General features: G+C 66.6%; 17 protein-coding genes and 4 pseudogenes. 13 read left to right on the plus strand and 8 right to left on the minus strand.

Translation table 11 applies throughout. From position 1 onward, the window contains the following. Window positions 1-107 precede the first annotated feature (107 nt). From ACN28C_RS19425 to ACN28C_RS19460, 8 genes and pseudogenes are all read left to right on the plus strand, one after another. Window positions 108-890, plus strand: a complete 783-nt coding sequence (locus tag ACN28C_RS19425; RefSeq protein ID WP_422768968.1) for an alpha/beta fold hydrolase — start codon at window positions 108-110, stop codon at window positions 888-890. Continuing rightward, complete coding sequence (locus ACN28C_RS19430) at window positions 890-3,037, plus strand: MMPL family transporter (RefSeq protein ID WP_422768969.1); 2,148 nt, start codon at window positions 890-892, stop codon at window positions 3,035-3,037. The genes ACN28C_RS19425 and ACN28C_RS19430 overlap by 1 nt, the downstream gene beginning before the upstream one ends. Before the next feature lie 1,099 nt (window positions 3,038-4,136). Beyond that, window positions 4,137-5,108: an ArsR/SmtB family transcription factor gene (locus ACN28C_RS19435; protein WP_422768970.1), complete on the plus strand. Its 972-nt coding sequence runs from the start codon at window positions 4,137-4,139 to the stop codon at window positions 5,106-5,108. A gap of 71 nt (window positions 5,109-5,179) precedes the next feature. Further along, the gene (locus ACN28C_RS19440; protein ID WP_422768971.1) at window positions 5,180-5,323 is read left to right on the plus strand and encodes a hypothetical protein; all 144 of its coding nucleotides are present in this window, start codon (window positions 5,180-5,182) and stop codon (window positions 5,321-5,323) included. A gap of 52 nt (window positions 5,324-5,375) precedes the next feature. Continuing rightward, window positions 5,376-6,641: an ATP-grasp domain-containing protein gene (locus tag ACN28C_RS19445; protein ID WP_422768972.1), complete on the plus strand. Its 1,266-nt coding sequence runs from the start codon at window positions 5,376-5,378 to the stop codon at window positions 6,639-6,641. Window positions 6,642-6,701: 60 nt separating this feature from the next. Then, window positions 6,702-7,913, plus strand: a complete 1,212-nt coding sequence (locus ACN28C_RS19450) for an MFS transporter (RefSeq protein WP_422768973.1) — start codon at window positions 6,702-6,704, stop codon at window positions 7,911-7,913. A 35-nt stretch (window positions 7,914-7,948) separates the two neighbouring features. Continuing rightward, a pseudogene (locus ACN28C_RS19455) lies at window positions 7,949-8,215 on the plus strand (helix-turn-helix domain-containing protein); the annotation flags it as partial. 735 nt (window positions 8,216-8,950) lie between these two features. Continuing rightward, the gene (locus tag ACN28C_RS19460; protein WP_422768974.1) at window positions 8,951-9,919 is read left to right on the plus strand and encodes a hypothetical protein; all 969 of its coding nucleotides are present in this window, start codon (window positions 8,951-8,953) and stop codon (window positions 9,917-9,919) included. Window positions 9,920-9,964: 45 nt separating this feature from the next. On the opposite strand, the gene ACN28C_RS19465 is transcribed toward ACN28C_RS19460, so the two are convergent. From ACN28C_RS19465 to ACN28C_RS19475, 3 genes are all read right to left on the minus strand, one after another. Continuing rightward, on the minus strand, window positions 9,965-11,254 hold the full coding sequence (locus tag ACN28C_RS19465) for an IS701 family transposase (protein ID WP_422774735.1): 1,290 nt from the start codon (window positions 11,252-11,254) through the stop codon (window positions 9,965-9,967). 247 nt (window positions 11,255-11,501) lie between these two features. After that, the gene (locus ACN28C_RS19470; protein WP_422768975.1) at window positions 11,502-12,890 is read right to left on the minus strand and encodes an IS701 family transposase; all 1,389 of its coding nucleotides are present in this window, start codon (window positions 12,888-12,890) and stop codon (window positions 11,502-11,504) included. Window positions 12,891-13,350: 460 nt separating this feature from the next. Further along, window positions 13,351-14,133, minus strand: coding sequence for a transposase family protein (locus ACN28C_RS19475; RefSeq protein WP_422768976.1), 783 nt, complete (start codon window positions 14,131-14,133; stop codon window positions 13,351-13,353). A 166-nt stretch (window positions 14,134-14,299) separates the two neighbouring features. Between ACN28C_RS19475 and ACN28C_RS19480 the strand changes: the two genes are divergently transcribed. Both ACN28C_RS19480 and ACN28C_RS19485 read left to right on the plus strand, forming a co-directional pair. Further along, window positions 14,300-14,566 carry a hypothetical protein gene (locus ACN28C_RS19480; RefSeq protein WP_422768977.1) on the plus strand — a complete coding sequence of 89 codons (267 nt, stop codon included), beginning with the start codon at window positions 14,300-14,302 and terminating at the stop codon, window positions 14,564-14,566. A 41-nt stretch (window positions 14,567-14,607) separates the two neighbouring features. Further along, window positions 14,608-15,580 (plus strand): annotated as a pseudogene (locus tag ACN28C_RS19485) (IS30 family transposase). Between the two features lie 474 nt (window positions 15,581-16,054). Here ACN28C_RS19485 and ACN28C_RS19490 read toward each other — a convergent pair. The 4 genes and pseudogenes from ACN28C_RS19490 to ACN28C_RS19505 form a co-directional block, all read right to left on the minus strand. Further along, a complete protein-coding gene (locus ACN28C_RS19490; protein ID WP_422768978.1) occupies window positions 16,055-16,891 on the minus strand; it encodes an IS5 family transposase in 837 nt (278 codons plus the stop codon). 244 nt (window positions 16,892-17,135) lie between these two features. After that, window positions 17,136-18,020: an IS5 family transposase gene (locus ACN28C_RS19495; RefSeq protein WP_422774736.1), complete on the minus strand. Its 885-nt coding sequence runs from the start codon at window positions 18,018-18,020 to the stop codon at window positions 17,136-17,138. A gap of 249 nt (window positions 18,021-18,269) precedes the next feature. Further along, a complete protein-coding gene (locus tag ACN28C_RS19500) occupies window positions 18,270-19,148 on the minus strand; it encodes an IS5 family transposase (protein WP_422768979.1) in 879 nt (292 codons plus the stop codon). Between the two features lie 237 nt (window positions 19,149-19,385). Continuing rightward, window positions 19,386-20,231: pseudogene (locus ACN28C_RS19505) on the minus strand (IS701 family transposase); the annotation flags it as partial. 75 nt (window positions 20,232-20,306) lie between these two features. On the opposite strand from ACN28C_RS19505, the gene ACN28C_RS19510 reads away from it, so the two are divergent. Beyond that, window positions 20,307-21,511, plus strand: a protein-coding gene (locus ACN28C_RS19510) for an IS3 family transposase (RefSeq protein WP_422768980.1) whose coding sequence is annotated in 2 segments (ribosomal slippage) — window positions 20,307-20,607 and window positions 20,607-21,511 — 1,206 coding nt in all. Because the reading frame shifts where the segments join, the coding sequence is not laid out codon by codon here. A 28-nt stretch (window positions 21,512-21,539) separates the two neighbouring features. Here the strand turns inward: ACN28C_RS19510 and ACN28C_RS19515 are convergent. Continuing rightward, window positions 21,540-22,088 (minus strand): annotated as a pseudogene (locus ACN28C_RS19515) (IS701 family transposase); the annotation flags it as partial. A 216-nt stretch (window positions 22,089-22,304) separates the two neighbouring features. Between ACN28C_RS19515 and ACN28C_RS19520 the strand changes: the two are divergent. Next, the gene (locus ACN28C_RS19520; protein WP_422774735.1) at window positions 22,305-23,594 is read left to right on the plus strand and encodes an IS701 family transposase; all 1,290 of its coding nucleotides are present in this window, start codon (window positions 22,305-22,307) and stop codon (window positions 23,592-23,594) included. A gap of 93 nt (window positions 23,595-23,687) precedes the next feature. Continuing rightward, window positions 23,688-25,076, plus strand: coding sequence for an IS701 family transposase (locus ACN28C_RS19525; protein ID WP_422768975.1), 1,389 nt, complete (start codon window positions 23,688-23,690; stop codon window positions 25,074-25,076). The last annotated feature ends 14 nt before the right edge of the window (window positions 25,077-25,090 follow it).

Here is a 25,090-nt window from a genome sequence, read left to right on the forward strand (position 1 = left end):
GCTAGGCAGGGCCACTGACCGGCGAGTGAATCGGCCGTTCACTGATCGTCAAGTGCCCGTCCCTACGTTCGGCCGCACACAACGGAGACGAACGTGAGGACACCATCATGACGACGACCCGCCGAACCGTGCTGGCCGGCACCGCCGCGGCCGTGACCGGCGCCGTACTCGCGGAACCCGCGGCACACGCGCACAACCGGTCCCGGCCGACCGTCGTGCTCGTGCACGGCGCGTTCGCCGACGCCTCCGGCTGGTACGAGGTGGCCGGCCGGCTCGTCCGCGACGGTTTCCCGGTGCTCGCCCCGGCGAACCCGCTGCGCGGCGTGGCCGCCGACTCCGCCTACCTCGCCAGCATCCTGGCGACCCTCAGCGGCCCGATCGTGCTCGCCGCGCACTCCTACGGCGGCATGGTCATCACCAACGCCGCGACCGGCAACGCCAACGTGAAGGCGCTGGTCTACGTGGCGGCGTTCGCACCCGACGAGGGTGACACGCTGCCGGCCCTGCAGTACCGCTTCCCGGGAAGCACGGTGACCCCCGAGGCGCTCGACTTCCGTCCGCATCCGGCGGGCGCGGACGGCTACATCAAGAAGGATCTGTTCCGCGACGCGTTCGCCGGCGACCTGCCCAAGGCGACGGCCGCCCTGATGTGGGCCGGCCAGCGGCCGCTCAACGCGGCCACGTTCGAGGAGCCGTCCGGGGTGCCGGCGTGGCGGTCGATCCCGTCGTGGTACCTCGCCGCCCGCAACGACCGGGTGGTCCCCGTCGCGGCGCAACGGTTCATGGCGCAGCGCGCCGGGTCGCGGGTCACCGAGATCGCCGCGTCGCACGTCGCGATGATGTCGCAGCCCGCCGCGACGGCCGACCTCATCACGCACGCGGCCCGCTGATGTTCGAGCGGTGGGGGCGGACGATGGTCCGCCGCAGGTGGTGGGTCGTCGTCCTGGCGTTGGCCTTCATGGCATTCGGCGGTGTCTGGGGCACCCAGGTGTTCGGCGCGTTGACCACCGAGGGGTTCGAGGACCCGGCCAGTGAGAGCTCGCGCGCGGTCGTCCGTGCCGAGGAGACGTTGGGACGCGCGGGCAACGACATCGTGGTCCTCTACCGGAGCCCGACCACGACGGTCGACGACCCGGCTTTCGAGCGCGCGGTGACGCAGACGCTGGCCGCGCTGCCCGACGACGACGTGACCGCGACGGTCACCTACTGGGGCACCAACAGGAGCCCCGGCCTCGTGAGCCACGACCGGCGGACCACCTACGCGGTGCTGACGCTGGCCGGCACCGACGAGACCGCGCGCGGCCAGGCCCTGGAACGCATCGAGGGCAGCGTTGCCGCACCGGGCCTGGAGACCCGGGTAGGCGGCATCACCGCCGTGAGCCGCGACATCCGCGAGCGGGTGGCGGCCGACATCGCGCTCGCCGAGACCATCAGCATCCCGGTGCTGCTCGCGTTGCTGGTGCTCGTGTTCGGCAGCGTGGCCGCGGCGAGTCTGCCGCTGGCGATCGGCGGGCTGGCGATCCTCGGCGCGTTCACCGCGTTGCGGGCGACGAGCTACGTGACCGACGTGTCGGTCTTCTCCGTGAACCTGGTGACGATCCTCGGCCTTGGCCTGGCCATCGACTACGGCCTGTTCATGGTGGGCCGGTTCCGGGAGGAGATCGCGGGCGGCTCCGCCGTGGAGGAAGCCGTCGCCCGCACGATGGCCACCGCGGGCCGCACGGTCGCGATCTCCGGAGTCACGGTCGCCGTGTCGCTGGCCGGTCTGCTGATCTTCCCGATGACGTTCCTGCGCTCGATGGGGCTCGGCGGGCTGTCCGCGGTGCTGGTGGCCATGGTGGCCGCGCTGACCGTGCTACCCGCGCTGTTCGCGATCCTCGGCCCGCACGTCGACGCCCTGTCCGTGCGCCGGCGGCGGCCGTCGCGGAGACCGGTGGAGCACGGCTTCTGGTTCCGCCTGGCGCACAGCATCATGCGCCGCCCGGTGCTGTACGCGGTCGGCGTGCTCGCCGTACTGCTGCTGGCCGGCGCGCCGTTCCTGCGCGTGGAGTTCGGCGGCATCGACCCCCGCGTGCTGCCGGCCGGCACGGAGAGCCGCGTGGTCACCGAGACCGTCGACCGCGAATTCGTGCAGAACAGCCAGCTGCCGATCGAGGCGATCGTCACCGCACCTGACCCGGACGACCTGGAGCGGTACCTCGGTGCCGTCCGCGCCGTCGACGGCGTGGCCACGGCCGACATCACCGGCCGGGCGGGCGATGTCTTCCGGGTCACCGTCACCTACGCCAGTGACCCGATCTCGGCGCAGACGCGCGACCTCGTCGGCGACATCCGCGCCGTGCCGGCCCCGGCCGGCGGCGAGGTGCTCGTCGGCGGGTTCACCGCGCGGCTGGCCGACCAGCTCGACGCCGTCGCCGCGTTGGTGCCCTGGATGGCGCTCATCATCGTCGGTGCGACGTTCGTCCTGCTGTTCCTCGCGTTCGGCTCGCTCGTGCTGCCGGTCAAGGCGATCCTGATGAACGTGCTGTCGCTCGGCGCGTCGTTCGGCGCGCTGGTGCTGATCTTCCAGGACGGTCACCTGAGCGGGCCGTTGAACTTCACCCCCACGGGCACCCTGGAAGCGACGCAACCGATCCTCGTGCTGGCGGTCGTGTTCGGGCTGTCGACGGACTACGAGGTGTTCCTCATGTCGCGCATCCGCGAGGAGTACGACCGCACCGGCGACAACACGCACGCGGTCGCGGTCGGCCTGCAACGCAGCGGCCGCATCATCACCAGTGCCGCACTGCTCATCCTCGTGGTCATCGGGCTGTTCTCCGTCTCCGGGATCACGTTCATCAAGCTGATCGGGGTGGCGCTGCTCATCGCGGTTCTGGTCGACGCGACGGTCGTGCGGGCACTGTTGGTGCCCGCGACGATGCGGTTGCTGGGACGGGCGAACTGGTGGGCCCCGGCACCGCTGCGACGCTTCTACGACCGGCACGGCTTCCGCGAGACCGACGACCCGCCGGTTCCGGTCGTCGCGAGAGCCTCGTGATGCACCGGCACGCGTACCACGACCAGTGTGTCGCCGCGGGGAAGAGGCACACCGCCGCGGTGCGCGACCGCGTCCTCGGAGACGAGCAGTTCGCCCATCTCCCCGCACTCGGCGCAGGTCCACGGGGTGAGCGCCGAGTGGACCACCAGGTCGGGCGGCGCGCTCTGCCGCTGCACCAGCCGCGCTCGGGCGGTCTGGGAAGGCGTGCCGGAGGTTTAGTGTGTCCGGTATGCCGGCTCGATCTGCGAATCGCCGTCGGCGGGTGCAGGCGCAGCTGGCGACGATCGCGGGTGGCGGCGAGACAGTCACCCAGGCGACGGCTCTCCCGCTCGTCGGGCACCTTGGCAAAGACGACGTGGAGGAACTGCCAAAGGGCGCGTCCTTGGGGAGCCCTTCGTTGCCGTGCACGTAGTTGTGGCAGCCTCGTAAGACCGTCGTGAGCATGGCGGCCTCGCCCCGCCGCAGGCGTACCGCCGTGCCGAACGTGCCGCTGTCCGTGGCGATTGCCAGTCGGCGCGTGGCTCGAGGCTCACTCCGAACCGGGTGGACTCGCAGTGCAGGAAGAAGAAGTCCTGCCCGTTGGTCCTTGGGGCCGACCCGGTGGGCAGAGCGTCCTCGCGGCCGACGGTGGACCGGCGGATGGCCGACTCCGGCCGGCCCTGGACCGGCGGAACCAGGCGATGCAAGGCTCGGCAATCCGTACGGGTCGCGTTTGGCGAGCCAACGAACCTCTCCGCCCAGGCCGATCCATACATGCTAAGCTATCTGACGTCTTGCGCCCGCAGCGGAACGTAGCGTGACGCTGGCTGGCCGGGGGGACAGCGGAGTGAAGTGTGAACGGGGACGGCAGTGCAGTCAGACATCCGCTGCCAGCCCCTGCAGAGATGACACGGCGGCGCAACCCCCGGAGCCCTGTGCCATTAGTTCAACTCCGTTGACGATCCCTCTGGTGTCCACTTAACCCTTGACTCAAGACGCACACGGATCGATCCTACGGGGAGTCCTATCGGTGTTATCCAAAGCATTTTCTCGGCGAATACTCCTTCGCTGAGGAGAACGCGGCACGTGAACATGCAGGGTGCGTACGGGGAGAGATCAGATGCTGAGAATTCATTTTACCGGCGAGGACCTAACCAAGATCACCCTGGCGACGGGGGCGAATCCACTCTGGGAAATCGTGTCAAGTCTGCATCTGCTGCAAGAAAGGAACCACGCTCTCGTCTTCGGCGAGTGGCGGCGTAAAACCCTCGCTATCGGTTCCGTCGGTCTCGAACTATTGACCGAGTTGGCGCCACCCCGAGGGTATACGCCTGACTTCCTGACGCCCGGGCGAGGCGCGCACCAATTTGGCGAATTGGTCGAGCAGGTGCTTGCCACACCGAGACGACAGCGCCTACAAGATTTGGAGGAACTGGCTGTCCAACGACCGGCAACTCGGTGGATGCGGGCGCTGGCAGCAGGCGAAACTCAGGCCTTACGCGTCCTTGGTGCGGCCCTCGCCTCGTACCACGAGGTGGGCCTGGCCCCCTACTGGAGTCAGATAGACGAGCAGGTCCGGTCCGACCGGGAGCAGCGGGTCCGCATGCTGCTGACGGGCGGCGTCGACCGGCTGCTCAAGGAGCTACATCCACGTGCGGTCTGGGATCGACCGATCTTGCGGATCCTTGGCTACGTCGACTCGGACATTCACCTGGAAGGCCGAGGACTTGTGCTCATCCCCTCGTTGTTCTGTCGCCACCGTCCCTGGACTTTCAAGGACCCCGATCTGCCTCCGGTATTGGTGTACCCGGTGTCGCCGGCTCTCGGTTGGCTCGCCCAACCAGCATCGAACACATCTGGATTACACGCGCTCCTCGGCGAGACCAGAACCGCCGCGTTGGAGGCATGTGCCGAATCCTGCACGACATCGGATCTCGCCCGTCGGGTTCACATCTCGAAGTCGGCCGCGAGCAGGCAGGCAGGCGTACTGCGCAGTGCTGGTCTGGTCACGACCCGCCGCGCCGGCGGCTCCGTGGTCCACGAGATCACCGAGCTGGGCATTGCGCTACTGAACGGCAGAGTCCCCGGCTGAGGTTTGCGCTGGGACGCAAACGGTGGACGGCGGGCAGCTGTCACCGGCAACATTGTGAGTCGTCAGAGGGATTGACCGCGCAGGACATCGAGGCTGTTGCCACCGTCATCGCGGACGTACTTGACGGCGTCACCAAGGGCTACAACATCGAGCCGGCCAGAAAAATCGTCACCGACCTCGCCGCGCGCTACCCGGTCTTCACACCCGCCTTGTGATCACACAGTTACCTCAACCGCCGACCTTTTGGGTCCCTGGAAGGAAACACCCATGCCTCATGTCGTCTTCGTCGAGCCCAACGTCCCTGCCGTCGACGCCATGAGGCGTGCGAAAGAGCTGGGGCACCGGGTGACGCTGGTCCAGTCGAGCAACTTCCGATTCTATCCGGAGAATGAGCGGACCGCCGAGGTGTTTCGCTCCCTCGACCGACGAATGGAGATTCCGACCACGGCCGACCCGACAGCGGTCGAAGGCGCCTTCGCCCGCTTCCTGGACGATGATCCACCAGATGCCGTCATCTGCCAGATCGAGTTCAGCGTCGAAGCGACCGCGATTGCCTGCGACAGGCTGGGTCTGCCCTTTACTAGTGCGACGGGCGTTCGGAACGCGAGGGACAAGGCAAAGGCCAGGGAACTGATCACGGGAGCCGGCCTTGCCTCTGTCCGGCATATGCGGATATCTGATTCTCGCCAACTGGAGACGGCCATCGACTATGTCGGCCTACCGGTCGTGGTTAAGCCGGTGTCCGGCGCCGACAGTATCCTCTCCTACCGCGCCGATACGACCGCCGACGCGTTGGCCGCCGGAATGCGTATTCTGAACGGTGTGTCCGCGCTCCCCGCCATGCTCAGGGAGCAGTTCGCGCGAGGGATCATCATCGAGCAATACCTTCGAGGCGAGTTGGTGTCCGCCGAGGTCGGCGCGCTGAACGGCCGGTTCTACCGATTCATGGTGTCCGGGCGACCCCGGGCGCGCGAGAACGAGTGCGTAGAGATGGGCGCCTTCATGCCGGCGGATATCTCGCCGGCGCAGCGCGAGGAATGCTTCCGCTATGCCGAGAACGTGTGTAGGGCGCTCGGCCTCGACCGCGGGATATTTCACATCGAGATGATCCTCACCGACAAAGGACCCGTACTGGTCGAAGCCAACCCGAGGCTCATGGGCGGTGTAATGCCCGGCCTCTACCGAATGGTTACCGGCCATGATATCCACGACTACGAGATCGCGATTCATCTGGGTCAGGATATCCACGGCGACCTGCCGCCAGCAGACGGCGCGTTCGTGACATCACGAAAGCTGATGCCCCGGGCGGACGGTCGGTTGGCCGATACGCTTGACCTTGGCTGGCTGACTCACTATACCGAACGGATGAGCAGCTTCGATCCGTATCGACTAAGCGGTGGACTTTCTGTCCGAGCAACCGAGATTCTTGCCAGGTACACGGTGACTGACAACGGCATCGCGCCCGCCAACCGGCTTGCCGACGAGATACTTGACTGTTTCCAAAAAAGCCTCGGCATCGAGCTGATTCGGTAAGACATGACCAACAAGGCGGACAGCGAGCGACGAGCAGTAGTGCTGATACTGTGCGCCTCGATGTTCATCAGCAGCATCGGAACCACATTACTGCTGATCAGCGTGTCGGTCACCTACCTCCTGGACACGGGCTCAATCCTGTCGGCAACGACGGTCTACGTTGCCCAATTCTTGCCACCACTCTTCTTCGCCTCTGCGGTGGCCAAACTGTGCCACCGGACCGAATCTCGTCCGATACTCGTCTCGGTAGAGCTACTCTCCCTCGGCGTAGCCCTGGGCATCGGTCTACTGTTCAACCATTCCTACATCCTCGTTTTCGTGTTGCTGCTGATCCGCGGGTGTCTGGACATGACGCTGAAAGCAGCCCGAGGCGTCGCATTGAAGAGATATGTGCCGTCCGAGCACCTGGCACGCGGGAACTCATTACTGAACGCAGGGTATTATCTCGGTGCGGGAGCCGGATCGCTGGCGGGCGTAGCCATGATCGGCCATTTGACAATACTGCAGATCGCGATGGTAGACGCCGCGACCTATCTGCTGGCGGCCCTCTGCTATGCGGCTCTCCGCCCCAGGCGGCGCGCCCACGCTCTCGAACCCACTCCCACTGGTGCTTGGCGTCAAGTGGTGCGGGCGATGAGCGCCGACCCTCGCCTGGCACGGGCCTTCGCGTACCTGTTGCTCAGCGTGATGCTGCTACAGGGGATGAACCAGTTGCTACGGGTCTGGCTCCCCCTGGAGTGGCTCGGCCTGCCAGCTGGCGGTGCCGCCGTCGCCGAGACCGTCGGACTTGTCGGTATCCTCACCGGACTGGGCATCGTCGCAAGGTGGATGTCCTCCAAAATCGCCGCCTCAACCGTTTATCCTTCCGTCCTTCTGCTCGCAGCGGCACTGATGGCCAGCCCGCTCATCGGGCAACATCCACTTCCAGTATTTGCCGCCTACTGCGGCTTCACCGCAGCCTTCGAAATCCTCTATACCAAGTCGTTCAACGACATGCTCCTACTTGTCCGGCCCGTCGACGCACCGGCCCTAATGGCAGTCTTCTATAGCACCGCCTTTGCCAGCATGACGATCACAACCCTCGTCGCCAGCCGATTCGCCGACTCGTACGGAATGCCGATCGTCGTCCTGACTGCCAGTTGCCTCACGGTTTTGTTCGTCGTTCTGGTCGAGCTGGCCTTCGGAAGCGCTCGTGGATATATGGCGACGACCTGGGCGCGTCACCTGCCACACCGTCATCCGAGGTCAAGTGTCTCTAGGATGAATGACTAAGGGGTGTCTCGTTACTCGCTCTGCGTCCTCTATGGATGACCGGGGCAGGATGGGGCAGTGCAGGTGATCACGTCAGCCGCCCGGAGTGGATCTTCCCGTTCACCGGGTTGCAGCCCGCCCAGTTCCGCCGCCTCGTCCGGCTGGTCGCCGAGCGTGGCGGTGACGCGATCGCCGACGGACGGCCGGGCAGACCGTGGGCGCTGTGCCTGGCCGACCGGGTCCTCCTGGTTGCCGCGTACTGGCGTACCAACCTGACGATGCGCCAGATCGGCCCGCTGTTCGGGGTGTCGCACTCCGCGGCGCAGCCGCGCGACGGTACTGGCCGGATGGATCACCAGCAGATCGTGGGCAACCAGCGCGGCGAGCAGCAGCGGCTGCCCAGCACGTGTTGTCCGGCTGGCGCTGACGCCACCACGAGCATTCCACCCTGCGGGCGGATGTCGATGCGGTGGCCCGCCGGCCAGCGCAACGCCCCCAGCAGGCTGCGTTCGGTCATCCGACCGGACCGGTCCGGACGCGCCATACCGATCAGGACATCGTCCGCTGAGGCGGTCGCTGGCGGACGGGGTGCGGGGCAGCGTCGGCATCGGCGCAGAACCGGGGAGCGGTCTGTCGGGTAGCGGGGCCGGAATGAGCATGCCGATGAGTCGCTCGCAGTTGCGGCGGCGGGTTAGTGTCATGACCAACCCAACCGCGAGAACGGCGCAACGCGCCGACGGACAACCCGCCGACGCCCAGGATCATCTGTTATCGCAGGTATGCGGGGCAGATACCGGTACGGAATCGAATCTGGTTCATGCCTGGTGGAACTCCACCAGAACTGGTGTCCGAGGGGCGATCGATACAGCAACCCCACGTGCGGGTTCCGACGATTCGGAGATCAGCTTCGGTTCGTAGCGATGTGCAGATGCAATCTGTGCACGCGGAGTAACGCAGAATGCCAGCCCAAGGCCGTCGGTTGCTATGCCTTTGCCGGTGATGCTCGTGTCCAAGGTGGGCACCGAGAAGGTGTCATACGCCTCTTCTATGCTGGGCGGATGGCAGAGTCACCCGAACATCAATTCCTTTCCGATGTCTTCCTGTCGACAATAATGCGCTTTGCGAACTCAGATCTCTATTCCTACCGCGAGAGTCGGCGCAAGAAGTTCGACTTTTCTTGCATTCTCGCGGAAAGCTGGGAGTATGCCTTGGATGGTCAAACGTTGTGGAGGCACCCCGAAGGTGTTGACAAAGATCTGCGAACCCTTCTATTTGCCTCCGACGCGCACATCGCTGCCTATGTCGCCCGAGATACTACCAGGCACCGTTCGACGTTCCATGAGGCGACGCAGGATTTCCGATCAAGCAACAGGGGAGAACCCCTTAAGAAATTGCATGTCTTCTGGATCCCCGCAGACTTTGATGCCGACTCTGAAAGTGCTCGGCGCTTGATCGCGCGACAACTGGAGCGCGAAGTTGCGGAAAGCGTCCTCTTTAATGTCGTCTTCGGCAGATTGAGCCCTAACGGGCTGCGGGCTTTCGTGCACTCCATCGGCATGCCGGACTTGGGTCTGCGAGTGCTCTATTCGATCGCAACGAGAGGGTTTAGCAACTATTCACAAATGAGTGCGCATCTTCAGATCGGTCCGCGCTCCATCAAGGAACAAGTTCTCCGGCTTCAGATGAGCGGGCTCCTGTTGCAACCGCGCAGTGGCATCCAGGACTACTATGTGAGCTCGGCCGGCAGAACCCTTCTTCGGATTTGCGCTCAGATCCGCGCGCGTACCGAAGCCGGCAAGTGGCTGTCAAGTGAGGTGATTGACATCTTGCATATGCTCGAAGCGCCTCCCGATCGTGGAGAACTTGAGATAGTGCAGGATGGCATTAGATTAACCACTTTACCCGCACCGCGCTCCACGTTTATGGGGCTACTGCTGAAGGTAGTCGGTGGGGGCGGTGAGATCGATTGGGAAAACCTGAATTTCCGCATACATGAATACGAACTAGATAGCTCGTATTGGATGTAGCGGTCAGGCGGTCAGGGCTTCTAGTACGGCAGCCGCCGTTCGGGATCATGGTTGAAGTTCGAGGTTGAGGCGTCGTGTGTAGTGGGCTCGTCGGGCTCGGGCTTGATGGCGGCGTCGCCAGTGTGACCAGCGCAATCGATGGGCGAGGTCGCGGATCGGCCGGATGATCAGGGTATTGATCAGGCGGCGGATCTCGTTGACGGTCAGCTTGATCAGTGCGGTGTCGGTTGGGTCGTCGGCTTCACCGGTGGCCGCGTCGGCGGCGCAGATCGTCAGGACGGCGAGGGCGGCCAGGGCGAGGGTGGTGAACCGGTGCCAGGAGTCCCAGAGGCGGACCTGGTGCTGGTCGAGGCCGACCTGACTTTTGGCCGCTTGGAAGGCCTCTTCGACGGTCCAGCGGATCCCAGCGACCCGCACGAGGTCGGCGAGGGTGGCTGGTCGTGGGGTCCAGCAGCGGTAGAAGGCCAACTCCCCGGTAGAGGTGTTCTTCCTGATCAGAAGGCTGTGTTCGCCGTCGTCGTCGGGGTCGGCGTCGGTGGTGACGTCGTCGAGCCAGGCCCAGTCGTAGAAGCGGGGGCCTTTCGACCCGGCGCCGGCCGAGCGGCGCTGCCAGGCAGAGGCAGGTAGTTCGGATACGACCTGGTCGACGCGGACCTTGACCTTGCCCCCGTCGAGCGGGACCAGGTGGCTACGGGATACCGCCAGGACGTAACCGAGGCGGTGTTCGCGCAGGTGAGTGCGGAAGCCGCTGCTGTTGCCGTACGCCTCGTCCGCGGCGGCCCACCTTGCCGGCACGCCGGCATCGAGGGCCGCGGTGATCATCTCGGCCGCCAGATCGGGTTTCGTGGCGAACTCGATCTCGTCCGGGACACCGGCGGCCTGGCAGCGGGCCCGGTTATCAGTCCAGGACACCGGCAGGTAGATCCTGCGGTCGATCAGCGTGTGCCCGTGCCCGCTGGCATAGCCGAGGAACACCCCGACCTGCGCGTTCTCGATCCTGCCCGCGGTTCCCGTGTACTGCCGTTGCACCCCGACCGAGTGAACGCCCTTCTTCAGGTCTCCGGTCTCGTCGACGACCAGTACCCCGTCCGGGTCACCGAACCGATCGACGACCACCGTCCGCACGTCATCGCGGACGGCGTCCGCGTCCCACACCGTCCGATACAACAACCTTTGCATCGCATCCGGCCGCGCGTGCCCGGCCTGCTCCGCCAACTGCCAACACGTCTTGACCTCGATATCGGTCAGCAACCCGGTGACGAACGCCGCCGCCGCCCGACGCGGCTCGACCCGGCCGAACCTACCCGCGAACGAGGTGAGCACCCGAGTCAACACCTGTTGCCACCGGCCAGGGTCTACGCTGTGGCACGCGGCCACCGCCAGATCTGAAGTTTTGTCCACAACATACAGACGATCATGCGGTGGCCGCCTCGCGTTCAACCGGCCCTACCAGGGGCATCTCAAACGGCGGCTGCCGTACTAGTAGTGCTTTGTTAGGTTGGTGCCAGTTGGTGGCAGAGAGGGCAGAATCCGAGCCAGGTCGCGAGCTGGTATTGGAGTTCGCGGAGGACGGTGTACAGGCTCAGGTCTGCCCTGCTGCTTTTGGGTCTGCCGTCCGTAGTTGGGTGAGGAACAGCTGGGCGGCTGTGGCGAGGGTGACGTGGCGGTGCCAGCCGATCCAGGAGCGGCCTTCGAAGTGGTCGAGACCGAGGGCGGTTTTGAGTTCGCGGTAGTCGTGTTCGACGCGCCAGCGGCTTTTGGCCAGGCGGACCAGTTCGGTCAGGGGTGTAGTGGTGGGCAGGTCGGACAGCCAGTAGTCGGTGGGTTCGTCCTGGCCGGGTGGCCATTGCACGAGCAGCCAGCATTCGGGTAGCACGCCGTCGTCACCGCGGTGGGGTCCGCGTTGGACGGTCCGGCCGGCGGGGCGGACCCGCAGGGCGAAGAAGTGCCCGGACAGTTCACCGGTGGGCCGGTCCGGGGCACGGCCGTGTGCGGGGAGCCGGTCACGCCAGCGCACCGGTTGGGTGTGGTGGGCGCCGTGGGTGAGGGCCAGGTCCTTGAGGCTGCGGGCGGGGTGTGGGTAGCGCGGGGTGGGATGCTTGCCGACCCCGGCGTAGGCGACCTCGACGGGCTGGGCGTGGTCGGGTTGGGCGGTGGTGGACGATGTGGTCGCCATGATGTAGGGGATGCCGCGTTCGGTCAGTCCCTGGCGGAACTCGGCGACCTGGCCGTAGCCGGCGTCGGCGGTCAGCAGCGGCGGGTGTAGTCCCCAGCCGGCCAGTTCGTCGAGCATTTCCAGGGCCATCATCCACTTCGGCCGGTACCGCTGGTCATCGGGCAGCTTCGAGGCAGCCCGCCGCCGCAGGATCTGGTCGATCTGTTCGGCGCGTGGCAACTGCTTACGCGTGTGGGGTTTCCTTGCTCCGGCCTCGTCGAGGGTGGTTGGCTGCCGGCGCAGCCTTCGGGCATGCGGGTTCGCGACCTTCCCGGCGTCGTCGGGGACGCAGGTCTCGTCCCAGGACTCCGGCACGAACAGCCGCCAGTTCAGCACCGCCGAGGCGGTGTCGGTCGTGGCGTGCACGCTGACGGCGATCTGGCAGTTGCCGACCTTGCCGAGCGTGCCGGAGTACTGCCGGGCGACGCACGCCGACGCCTTGCCGTCCTTGGGCAGTCCGGTGTCGTCGAGGGCCCACACCTGTGGTCCCACCACATCGACCGCCGCTGCGGCCAGCCGCTGCCGCACACCGTTGACGTCCCAGGTCGACGAGGTCAGGAACTGCTGCAACTGCTGGTGGTCCACGCCGAGCCGCTGCGCCATCGGCTGCATCGACTTACGCCGGCCGTCCAGCATCAGCCCGCGCAGATACCGAACGCCGGTCGCCCGTTGATCCGATCGCGGCAACCCCGCGAACACTCCGGCCGCGAAGTCTTCCAGTCGCGTCCGCACCCGTGCGAGTCCTCGCTCGTCCACGCCCGGAAGCCAAACACAACCAAAACACCCCTACAAGCGACACACCGGAACAACCTAACAAAGCACTACTAGGCAGACGCTGGCGGAACCGAGTAGCTGATTCAGCACGCCTGAACGCTGTTCGGGGGCGACGCGAAGCGCGGGCGGCCGGGCAGGGATGTTTAGAACAGGCGCGGCGTTGTCTCATCGCTGGTCACCCCTAGCTTGTTCGGCCGGTTCGGAGGTAACACCTCGACGTCCCTGAGCCCGGCTGTGGAGACCAGCGGACCGGCGCAAATGCGATCCAGGAGGGCGGCCTGCTGCGGCTCGAGTGCGACACACTGTTCCGGGACAGCCAGGATCTCAAGCAGCTCATCGGTGAACGCGCTGCTCCAGCTCAGCGGCGTCTCATCATCAAGGATCGACGACCTGCGTCGGTGGCGCTGGTGGGCGCATCGGTAGTTGAACCAGTGAGCTCTTTTCATCGTGAGTCTCGGCTGGTCTGGACGTGGTGTAGGACGAGGATGGCCTGGACGATCGCGGTGGCGCGTCGAGGGCAGCAGCGGAGCTTGGTCAGGACGTTCCAGCTTTTGAGGGTGGCGACGGCACGTTCGCCGATGGCTCGGATCTTGGCGTGGTGGCGGTTGACGGTCTTCTGCCGGCGGGACAGTCGGGGCCGGTGCGGACGGCGTTTGAATGGCGTGCTGACGCTGCCGCCGGCGCCCTGGTACGCCTTGTCGGCGAAGGTCATCACGTTGACGCTGCTCAGAGCGTCGATCAGGTGGTTGGTTCGGGCGGCGGTCAGGTCGTGCACGGCGCCGGGAAGGGCGGGCGATGCCCAGATCAGTCGTCCCTTGCAGTCCGCGATCACCTGCACGTTCACCCCGTGGCGCTTGTGCTTTCCGGAGTAGTACGGCCTCTGGTCCGCGACCCGGTCGATCGGGATCAGGGTGCCGTCGAGAATCGCGTACTCGAGCTGGCCGATGCGGCGTACGGCCGTGTTCAGGTCCTCGGCGTGCGCCGCGAGCAGGTCGATGGCTTCCCGGACGTACCGCCAGGCCGTGGTGACGCTGACCGCGAAGCCGGAAGCCAGACGGGTGATGGTGTCACCGTTGCGAAGATGGGCCAGGGCGAGCAGGGCCTGCCGTCCGGCGTCGAGGCGCCACCACCGGCCCCGGCGTCGAGTGCGTTCGGCGCGGATCAGGTCGGCCAGGTGGCTCAGGGTACGGCTGGACAGGGCGATCGTAGACGGGTAAGACAGCACAGCGAAGCTCCCGGTTGGGGCATCGGATCTTGGTCGACTGCTGTCTTACCGGGAGCCTCGTCCTATGTCGACACCGACTCCCCGCCATACCCACCGTGACCAGGCCCATCACGATGAAAATGGCTCACTGTCATGTCCCCCTGAACACCTACCCGCCACCCTGCACGTGCTGGTGGCCGTGACCGGCCGCCGCTGGATCATCGAGGAAGATCACGAGTTCTGCAAAGACCAGTTCGGCTTCGACCAGTTCCAAGTCCGCCGCCACACCCCAATCATGCGCCACATCGTGCTGGTCATGGCAGCCCTTGCGATCTGCGCGGTCGGTCCATCAAAGCGGGGAAACTCAAAGGCATCGCTCTCGGCGTACCGAAGCGGTGGTAGCTGGACATCGCGCCCACAGTGGTCGGCGAGTTCAGCCAGTCGTAGCATTTGATCTTGACGGGTCGGTGGGACAGGATTCCCGCTGTGCGCAACATGTTGACCTTGACCGATCGCGAAGAGATATCCCGGGGCCTGGCCGAGGGCCTGGAATACAAGGAGATCGCCGGGCTGATCAGCCGGAATCCGTCGGTGGTCTCGCGGGATGTAGCCCGTCACGGAGGTCGTGCGGGGTACCGGGCGGTGGTCGCGGACGAGACGGCCGTCGGCGGGCCGGCGGCGGCCGAAGGCGTACGCGGTCGACCGGTCGCCACGGCTACGCTTGGTGGTCAAGGAGTTGCTGAAGGGTGGCTGGTCGCCGGCGTCGATCGCGGGCCGGTTGCCGCGCGACTACCGCGACGATCAGGCTGTACGGGTGTCACACGAAGCGATCTACCAGTGGATCTACGCCCAACCGGTGTCCACGCTGGCCCGGGAACTGATCCGGCTGCGCACCGGCCGCACTGTCCGCCGCTCGGGCCCCCGGCCGGCCCCGGCTCCTCGCATCCGCGAGCCCCGCTACCTCGACGAACGTCCCGCCGAGGTCGAGGACCGGCAGGTGCCGGGCCACTGGGAAGGCGACCTCGTGATCGGCGAGCGCGGCAAGTCCGCGGTCGCGACGCTGGTCGAGCGGACCTCCCGGTTCGTGGTCCTGGTCCCGCTGTCCGGCAGGGACGCGCTGACCGTCGGCGACGCGGTGATCGCCGCGGCCGGGACACTGCCGCCGCAGATCGCGAAGACGCTGACCTGGGACCGCGGCTCCGAAATGGCCGGACACGCCCGGATCACGGCTGCCGGACTACCGGTGTACTTCGCCAGACCACACTCGCCGTGGCAGCGCGGCAGCAACGAGAACGCGAACCGTATCCTCCGCGAATACTTCCCGAAAGGCGTTCCGATCACGTCCGATCCGAAATATCTGGCGATGGTGGCTTCCGAAATCAACGACCGACCCCGTAAGATCCATAACTGGAAGAAGCCCTCCGAGATATTCGCCGAACTCGTAGAGGCAAATGCTTCGACTGTCTGAATCTGCCGTCGACTCCGACCAGGAGTGCCTAACGTCTGCTCGGCGCCATCAACTCCGGCGATCCGCCGCGATAACAGCGTGAGCTCGACTCGATGCCGTGAGTGACACTCATCGGCAGTTCGGCATACCCGTGGCCTTGATCAGTCAGTCAGATTTGCGTCACGGCCGCGAAGTGCGACAGCGAACAAGGCCATCGAGCCCAGCTCCGGTTTACGCCGGAGGGTTCCGACGGGCCGATCGATACCGCCGCCATCCGTCCGGCCGTCAGCCTGTACTCGTGGAGACGGACCTCCTGTGCGTCGCCACCACGAGGATTCTTCAGTATGAAGGTCGACGTGTCAGATGACCAAGTTGAAGAGGACTCCCTGGCCCGATGGCTGGTCGAGCAGTCAGAGGCGCTTGCGCAGCCGCGAGCCCGACGGCCAGGCGGTCTAAGAGGACGTCTGATTCACGTACTTCGTCGGTTATGTGGGTTTAGCCGTATCGCCAGGTTGGGGTGGTTTCGGCGGTGAGGCGTTTGGCGAGGTTGTCGATCATGGCGAGGGTGATCATGCTGGCGGAGTTGTCGGGTCGTGCTTCGTAGTCGCGTACGAGTCGGCGGTGGTGCATGAGCCATCCCAGGGTGCGTTCGACGACCCAACGTCGTTTGACGACGCTGAATCCTTTGGTTTGTGGGTCTTTGGTGACGGTCTCGACGTCGATGCCGAGTTGGGCGCCGTGTTCGACGACGCGGTTTTTGAAGCCGGCGTCGACCCAGGTTTTGGTCAGGGTGGGGTAGGCGGCGGTGGCCTGGTCGAGTAGGTCGATGCCGATGGTGTTGTCGCTGGCGCTGGCGGCGGTGACGATCACGGCCAACAGGAGACCGAGGGTGTCGGTGATGATGCCGCGTTTGCGGCCTACGATCTTCTTTCCGGCGTCGGTGCCCTGTGTGGACAGTGGGACGTTGGTGGAGGTCTTCACGCTTTGGCTGTCCATGATGGATGCGGTGGGGTGGATGGTGCGGCCGTGGTGGTCGCGTACGAGGCCGGTGAGGTTGTAGTTCAGTTCTGTGAAGATGCCTTCCTTGCTCCAGGCGGCGAAGTAGCCGTAGACGGTCGCGTGGGGCGGGAAGTCGTGGGGTAGGTAGCGCCAGGCGATGCCGGTGCGGTTGACGTACAGGATGGCGTTGAAGATTTCGCGTAGGTCGTGGGTGGGGACGCGGCCGCTGACGCCGGCGTCGGTGCGGGCCTGTCGCCAGGCGGTCAGGCGGGGCGCGATCAGGGCCCAGCGGGCGTCGGACAGGTCGGATGGGTAGGCTCGCCGTGCGGTCATGGTGTGGTCGTACGGTGTCTGGAGGCCGGCTCGGCGGACGTTATGTCCGCTGATTCCAGGGCGTAAGTGAATCAGACACGATCGCAAGGTGAAACGCGTTGATTCCGGTCAGGGCAGAGCTGGACCGGATGCGTCCATTCCAGGTCAGGTCCGGCATTCTGCGTCACCGAGGCCGAGATGTGAATCGGTCGCTACCGACGCGAACGCGAAGCAAACGTCCAGTTAGGGCGCGTTTCATAAGCGGTCAGAGCCATTCGTTGATCGCGGCGACGTGGATGGTTGCCTGGTAGCGGACTGCGAGCTTGTCGTAGCGGGTGGCCAGGCCGCGGTGGCGTTTGAGCCGGTTGATGCCGCACTCGACGGCGTGGCGCTGCTTGTAGATCTCGGGGTCGAACCTCGGCGGCCGTCCGCCCCTCGACCCCTTCTTACGCCGGTTCGCGGCCTGGTCGACCTTGATCGGGATCGTCGCCTTGATCCCGCGTTTTCGTAGGTGCTCCCGGTTCGCGGCCGAGCTGTACGCCTTATCGGCCAAGACCCGGACCGGGCGGGTACGCGGACGTCCGCCACCAGGCCGCGGCACCCGGATACGAGCCAGGACCCAGGTGAACTGCGGGCTGTCACCACGCTGCCCACCGGTCACCACCACCGCGAGAGGCTTCTGGCCCTGCTCACATGCCAGGTGCAGCTTGGTGGTCAACCCGCCACGAGAACGACCCAGGGCATGGTCGGCGGGCTCGTCCGCGACACCGCCGGGCAGCTCCTTCTGCTCCTGCGGCCGGGTCCGAGCACCGGCGGCGTGCTGATGAGCGCGGGTGACCGTGGAGTCGACGCTGACGTCCCAGTCGATCAGCCCGGCCGCGTCAGCGTGGGCTTGCAGGCCGGTGAGGATCCGCTGCCAGATCCCGCCGCGCTGCCAGCGGCGGAACAGCCCATACACGGTCTGCCAGGGTCCGTACAGTGCGGGCACGTCCCGCCACGGGCAGCCAACCCGCACCCGCCAGCGGATCCCGTCGATGAGCTGGCGTTTATCCCACTTCGGCGGACGGCCCGGCTTCTTGCCCTTGGGCAGCAGCGGCTGCAGCGCCGCCCACTGGGCGTCGGTCAGGTCGTGCCGCCTCGCCGCCGGTATGGTGCCCCCGAGGTCTCCGGTTTTCGTTCTTCTTGGTCGTTGAACGGTCTACCGGAGACCTCGCTGTCTATCTATCAGCGACACACCACCTGATCAGGCTTCCCGATACCGGTGGTACGAGTCAGCGCCCACTTCTGAAACGCGCCCTAGATGCCTCGGTCGCGTCGGGTATCAGGGCTCACTACCATAGTTCGGTTGCCTGCGGCATGCAGCCAGCGACGGGCGACTAAGGCGTGTTTCATAAGCCGGTCAGAGCCACTCGGTGATGATGGTGATGGTCAGGACGGCTTGGAAGCGGACTGCCAGCTTGTCGTAGCGGGTGGCGACGCCGCGGTGGCGTTTGAGCCGGTTGATGCCGTTTTCGACGGCGTGGCGTAGCCGGTAGAGGTCCTTGTCGAACGTGGGCGGGCGGCCGCCCTTGGAGCCTTTGGCTTTGCGGTGGGCGTCCTGGTCGGTCTTGCTGGGGATGCAGGCCTTGATCCCGCGTGAGCGTAGGTGGGCGCGGTTGCCTCGGCTGGTGTAGGCCTTGTCGGCCAGGACCAGGTCGGGACGGGTGCGGGGTCGGCCGACCCCGAGTCGGGTCACGCGGATGCGGCGCAGGACGGGGATGAACTGCGGGCTGTCGCCACGGTGCCCGGCGGTCACGATCATCGACAGGACCTTCTGTCCCTGTTCGCAGGCCAGGTGGGTCTTGGTGGTCAGCCCGCCGCGTGACCGTCCGAGGGCGTGGTCGGCTGGTTCGTCGTGCACGCCGCCGGGCGACTCTTTCTGCAGGTGGCCGTCGGTGCGGGCGCCAGCGGCGTGTTGGTGGGCGCGGCTGGTCATCGAGTCCACGCTCACCGTCCAGGCGATCCGGCCGGCCGCGTCGCCGGCGGCCTGCAACGCGGCCAGGATCCTGTCCCAGGTCCCGTCGCGCTGCCAGCGGCGGAACAGGCCGTAGACGGTGGGCCAGGGCGCGTACTCGGCCGGGACGTCCCGCCATGGGGCGCCGATCCGGATCCGCCACCGGATCCCGTCGATGAGCTGCCGTTTCTCCCACTTCGGCGGCCGACCCGTTCTCGGTGCGGCAGGCAGCAGCGGGGCCAGAACAGCCCACTGCCTGTCGGTCAGGTCATGCCGCCTCGTCACCGCTACGCTGGGCACGAGGTCTCCGGTACGAAGTTCTTGCTTGGTCGCAGAACCAGATACCGGAGACCTCTTCAGTTGTCGATCACCGCCACGCCGTGACCTTGACGCCGCCAGCCCGACTTACGAAACACGCCTTAGTAGTGCTTTGTTAGGTTGGTGCCAGTTGGTGGCAGAGAGGGCAGAATCCGAGCCAGGTCGCGAGCTGGTATTGGAGTTCGCGGAGGACGGTGTACAGGCTCAGGTCTGCCCTGCTGCTTTTGGGTCTGCCGTCCGTAGTTGGGTGAGGAACAGCTGGGCGGCTGTGGCGAGGGTGACGTGGCGGTGCCAGCCGATCCAGGAGCGGCCTTCGAAGTGGTCGAGACCGAGGGCGGTTTTGAGTTCGCGGTAGTCGTGTTCGACGCGCCAGCGGCTTTTGGCCAGGCGGACCAGTTCGGTCAGGGGTGTAGTGGTGGGCAGGTCGGACAGCCAGTAGTCGGTGGGTTCGTCCTGGCCGGGTGGCCATTGCACGAGCAGCCAGCATTCGGGTAGCACGCCGTCGTCACCGCGGTGGGGTCCGCGTTGGACGGTCCGGCCGGCGGGGCGGACCCGCAGGGCGAAGAAGTGCCCGGACAGTTCACCGGTGGGCCGGTCCGGGGCACGGCCGTGTGCGGGGAGCCGGTCACGCCAGCGCACCGGTTGGGTGTGGTGGGCGCCGTGGGTGAGGGCCAGGTCCTTGAGGCTGCGGGCGGGGTGTGGGTAGCGCGGGGTGGGATGCTTGCCGACCCCGGCGTAGGCGACCTCGACGGGCTGGGCGTGGTCGGGTTGGGCGGTGGTGGACGATGTGGTCGCCATGATGTAGGGGATGCCGCGTTCGGTCAGTCCCTGGCGGAACTCGGCGACCTGGCCGTAGCCGGCGTCGGCGGTCAGCAGCGGCGGGTGTAGTCCCCAGCCGGCCAGTTCGTCGAGCATTTCCAGGGCCATCATCCACTTCGGCCGGTACCGCTGGTCATCGGGCAGCTTCGAGGCAGCCCGCCGCCGCAGGATCTGGTCGATCTGTTCGGCGCGTGGCAACTGCTTACGCGTGTGGGGTTTCCTTGCTCCGGCGGGCCTTACCCCTTGATCTTGGACACTTGAACCTTGGATCGTGAGGTCCGGGTAGATCAGGAGTCCTGGAACAGCATGGCGAACAAGCACTATCCCGCACAGTTCAAGGCCGACGCGGTGGCGTTGTACCGGTCGAGGCCGGGTACCACGATCGCGGAGGTCGCCGACGATCTCGGCGTCAACCGGGAGACAATGCGCAGCTGGGTTCGCGCCGACGACCAGCGCCGTGACCGCGGGTCCGGGCGGCCTGCCGCAGCGGCGGCCAAGCCGGAGTCGGGCTCGGTCGAGGCGGAGAACGCCGAGCTGCGGCGGCGGGTCCGGGAGCTGGAGGAGGAACGCGACATCCTGCGCAAGGCGGCCCGGTATTTCGCCGGGGAGACGCGCTGGTGAACCGCTTCCAGTTCGTCGCCGACCACCAGCAGCGCTACGGCGTGAAGCGGTTGTGCCAGGTCCTCGGGGTGGCTCGGTCGAGCTACTACTACTGGACGTCCACCGCGCCGGCCCGGGCGGCCCGGCAGGCCGCCGACCTCGTGCTGGCCCGGCAGATCCGCAAGGTCCACGCGGCCGACAACACCTACGGGGCACCGCGGATCACCGCCGAGCTCCGCGACGGCGGCACCGCGGTCAACCACAAGCGCGTCGAACGGGTGATGCGCTCGATCGGTGTGCAGGGCTTGCGGCTGCGTCGCCGTACCCGGACCACCATCCCGGATCCGGCCGCGGTCAAGGCTGCGGACCTGATCAGCCGGGACTTCACCGCACCCGTGGTCAACCAGCGTTACGTCGGTGACATCACCTACCTGCCGGTCGGTGAGCGCGGGTTCCTCTACCTGGCCACCGTCATCGACCTGCACTCCCGCCGCCTCGCAGGCTGGGCGATCGCCGACCACATGCGCACCGACCTGATCATCGACGCGCTCACCGCCGCCCGGCGCACCCGGGGCAGCCTGGCCGGGGCGATCTTCCACAGCGACCACGGAGCCCAGTACACGTCGAAAGCCTTCGCGGCCGCTTGCGCGGCGGCCGGCGTCCGGCAGTCGATGAGCAAGGTCGGCACCTCGGCCGACAACGCCCTGGCCGAGTCGTTCAACGCGACCTTCAAACGCGAGACCCTGCAAGGCCGCCGAGCGTTCACCGACGAACGCGACGCCCGCCTCACCAGCTTCCGCTGGCTGCACCGCTACAACACCGTCCGCCGCCACTCCCGGCTCGGACAGCAGTCCCCGATCACCTACGAGCGGACCCAAGAAAGCTCAGCTACCATCACACAAGCCGCATAGACCCCGTGTCCAAGTTCCGGGGGTAAGGCCCGGCCTCGTCGAGGGTGGTTGGCTGCCGGCGCAGCCTTCGGGCATGCGGGTTCGCGACCTTCCCGGCGTCGTCGGGGACGCAGGTCTCGTCCCAGGACTCCGGCACGAACAGCCGCCAGTTCAGCACCGCCGAGGCGGTGTCGGTCGTGGCGTGCACGCTGACGGCGATCTGGCAGTTGCCGACCTTGCCGAGCGTGCCGGAGTACTGCCGGGCGACGCACGCCGACGCCTTGCCGTCCTTGGGCAGTCCGGTGTCGTCGAGGGCCCACACCTGTGGTCCCACCACATCGACCGCCGCTGCGGCCAGCCGCTGCCGCACACCGTTGACGTCCCAGGTCGACGAGGTCAGGAACTGCTGCAACTGCTGGTGGTCCACGCCGAGCCGCTGCGCCATCGGCTGCATCGACTTACGCCGGCCGTCCAGCATCAGCCCGCGCAGATACCGAACGCCGGTCGCCCGTTGATCCGATCGCGGCAACCCCGCGAACACTCCGGCCGCGAAGTCTTCCAGTCGCGTCCGCACCCGTGCGAGTCCTCGCTCGTCCACGCCCGGAAGCCAAACACAACCAAAACACCCCTACAAGCGACACACCGGAACAACCTAACAAAGCACTACTAGTACGGCAGCCGCCGTTTGAGATGCCCCTGGTAGGGCCGGTTGAACGCGAGGCGGCCACCGCATGATCGTCTGTATGTTGTGGACAAAACTTCAGATCTGGCGGTGGCCGCGTGCCACAGCGTAGACCCTGGCCGGTGGCAACAGGTGTTGACTCGGGTGCTCACCTCGTTCGCGGGTAGGTTCGGCCGGGTCGAGCCGCGTCGGGCGGCGGCGGCGTTCGTCACCGGGTTGCTGACCGATATCGAGGTCAAGACGTGTTGGCAGTTGGCGGAGCAGGCCGGGCACGCGCGGCCGGATGCGATGCAAAGGTTGTTGTATCGGACGGTGTGGGACGCGGACGCCGTCCGCGATGACGTGCGGACGGTGGTCGTCGATCGGTTCGGTGACCCGGACGGGGTACTGGTCGTCGACGAGACCGGAGACCTGAAGAAGGGCGTTCACTCGGTCGGGGTGCAACGGCAGTACACGGGAACCGCGGGCAGGATCGAGAACGCGCAGGTCGGGGTGTTCCTCGGCTATGCCAGCGGGCACGGGCACACGCTGATCGACCGCAGGATCTACCTGCCGGTGTCCTGGACTGATAACCGGGCCCGCTGCCAGGCCGCCGGTGTCCCGGACGAGATCGAGTTCGCCACGAAACCCGATCTGGCGGCCGAGATGATCACCGCGGCCCTCGATGCCGGCGTGCCGGCAAGGTGGGCCGCCGCGGACGAGGCGTACGGCAACAGCAGCGGCTTCCGCACTCACCTGCGCGAACACCGCCTCGGTTACGTCCTGGCGGTATCCCGTAGCCACCTGGTCCCGCTCGACGGGGGCAAGGTCAAGGTCCGCGTCGACCAGGTCGTATCCGAACTACCTGCCTCTGCCTGGCAGCGCCGCTCGGCCGGCGCCGGGTCGAAAGGCCCCCGCTTCTACGACTGGGCCTGGCTCGACGACGTCACCACCGACGCCGACCCCGACGACGACGGCGAACACAGCCTTCTGATCAGGAAGAACACCTCTACCGGGGAGTTGGCCTTCTACCGCTGCTGGACCCCACGACCAGCCACCCTCGCCGACCTCGTGCGGGTCGCTGGGATCCGCTGGACCGTCGAAGAGGCCTTCCAAGCGGCCAAAAGTCAGGTCGGCCTCGACCAGCACCAGGTCCGCCTCTGGGACTCCTGGCACCGGTTCACCACCCTCGCCCTGGCCGCCCTCGCCGTCCTGACGATCTGCGCCGCCGACGCGGCCACCGGTGAAGCCGACGACCCAACCGACACCGCACTGATCAAGCTGACCGTCAACGAGATCCGCCGCCTGATCAATACCCTGATCATCCGGCCGATCCGCGACCTCGCCCATCGATTGCGCTGGTCACACTGGCGACGCCGCCATCAAGCCCGAGCCCGACGAGCCCACTACACACGACGCCTCAACCTCGAACTTCAACCATGATCCCGAACGGCGGCTGCCGTACTAGTAGTGCTTTGTTAGGTTGTTCCGGTGTGTCGCTTGTAGGGGTGTTTTGGTTGTGTTTGGCTTCCGGGCGTGGACGAGCGAGGACTCGCACGGGTGCGGACGCGACTGGAAGACTTCGCGGCCGGAGTGTTCGCGGGGTTGCCGCGATCGGATCAACGGGCGACCGGCGTTCGGTATCTGCGCGGGCTGATGCTGGACGGCCGGCGTAAGTCGATGCAGCCGATGGCGCAGCGGCTCGGCGTGGACCACCAGCAGTTGCAGCAGTTCCTGACCTCGTCGACCTGGGACGTCAACGGTGTGCGGCAGCGGCTGGCCGCAGCGGCGGTCGATGTGGTGGGACCACAGGTGTGGGCCCTCGACGACACCGGACTGCCCAAGGACGGCAAGGCGTCGGCGTGCGTCGCCCGGCAGTACTCCGGCACGCTCGGCAAGGTCGGCAACTGCCAGATCGCCGTCAGCGTGCACGCCACGACCGACACCGCCTCGGCGGTGCTGAACTGGCGGCTGTTCGTGCCGGAGTCCTGGGACGAGACCTGCGTCCCCGACGACGCCGGGAAGGTCGCGAACCCGCATGCCCGAAGGCTGCGCCGGCAGCCAACCACCCTCGACGAGGCCGGAGCAAGGAAACCCCACACGCGTAAGCAGTTGCCACGCGCCGAACAGATCGACCAGATCCTGCGGCGGCGGGCTGCCTCGAAGCTGCCCGATGACCAGCGGTACCGGCCGAAGTGGATGATGGCCCTGGAAATGCTCGACGAACTGGCCGGCTGGGGACTACACCCGCCGCTGCTGACCGCCGACGCCGGCTACGGCCAGGTCGCCGAGTTCCGCCAGGGACTGACCGAACGCGGCATCCCCTACATCATGGCGACCACATCGTCCACCACCGCCCAACCCGACCACGCCCAGCCCGTCGAGGTCGCCTACGCCGGGGTCGGCAAGCATCCCACCCCGCGCTACCCACACCCCGCCCGCAGCCTCAAGGACCTGGCCCTCACCCACGGCGCCCACCACACCCAACCGGTGCGCTGGCGTGACCGGCTCCCCGCACACGGCCGTGCCCCGGACCGGCCCACCGGTGAACTGTCCGGGCACTTCTTCGCCCTGCGGGTCCGCCCCGCCGGCCGGACCGTCCAACGCGGACCCCACCGCGGTGACGACGGCGTGCTACCCGAATGCTGGCTGCTCGTGCAATGGCCACCCGGCCAGGACGAACCCACCGACTACTGGCTGTCCGACCTGCCCACCACTACACCCCTGACCGAACTGGTCCGCCTGGCCAAAAGCCGCTGGCGCGTCGAACACGACTACCGCGAACTCAAAACCGCCCTCGGTCTCGACCACTTCGAAGGCCGCTCCTGGATCGGCTGGCACCGCCACGTCACCCTCGCCACAGCCGCCCAGCTGTTCCTCACCCAACTACGGACGGCAGACCCAAAAGCAGCAGGGCAGACCTGAGCCTGTACACCGTC

Origin of the sequence: Plantactinospora sp. WMMC1484, from assembly GCF_049315195.1 — a bacterium.
Classification (GTDB): domain Bacteria; phylum Actinomycetota; class Actinomycetes; order Mycobacteriales; family Micromonosporaceae; genus Plantactinospora.

Bases quoted from the DNA above. Each gene is read 5' to 3' on its own strand.
- ACN28C_RS19445 (WP_422768972.1), top strand. From the start codon at position 5,376: ATGCCTCATGTCGTCTTCGTCGAGCCCAACGTCCCTGCCGTCGACGCC.
- ACN28C_RS19435 (WP_422768970.1), top strand. From the start codon at position 4,137: ATGCTGAGAATTCATTTTACCGGCGAGGACCTAACCAAGATCACCCTG.
- ACN28C_RS19450 (WP_422768973.1), top strand. From the start codon at position 6,702: ATGTTCATCAGCAGCATCGGAACCACATTACTGCTGATCAGCGTGTCG.
- ACN28C_RS19490 (WP_422768978.1), bottom strand. From the start codon at position 16,891: ATGACCGCACGGCGAGCCTACCCATCCGACCTGTCCGACGCCCGCTGG.
- ACN28C_RS19460 (WP_422768974.1), top strand. From the start codon at position 8,951: ATGGCAGAGTCACCCGAACATCAATTCCTTTCCGATGTCTTCCTGTCG.
- ACN28C_RS19430 (WP_422768969.1), top strand. From the start codon at position 890: ATGTTCGAGCGGTGGGGGCGGACGATGGTCCGCCGCAGGTGGTGGGTC.
- ACN28C_RS19425 (WP_422768968.1), top strand. From the start codon at position 108: ATGACGACGACCCGCCGAACCGTGCTGGCCGGCACCGCCGCGGCCGTG.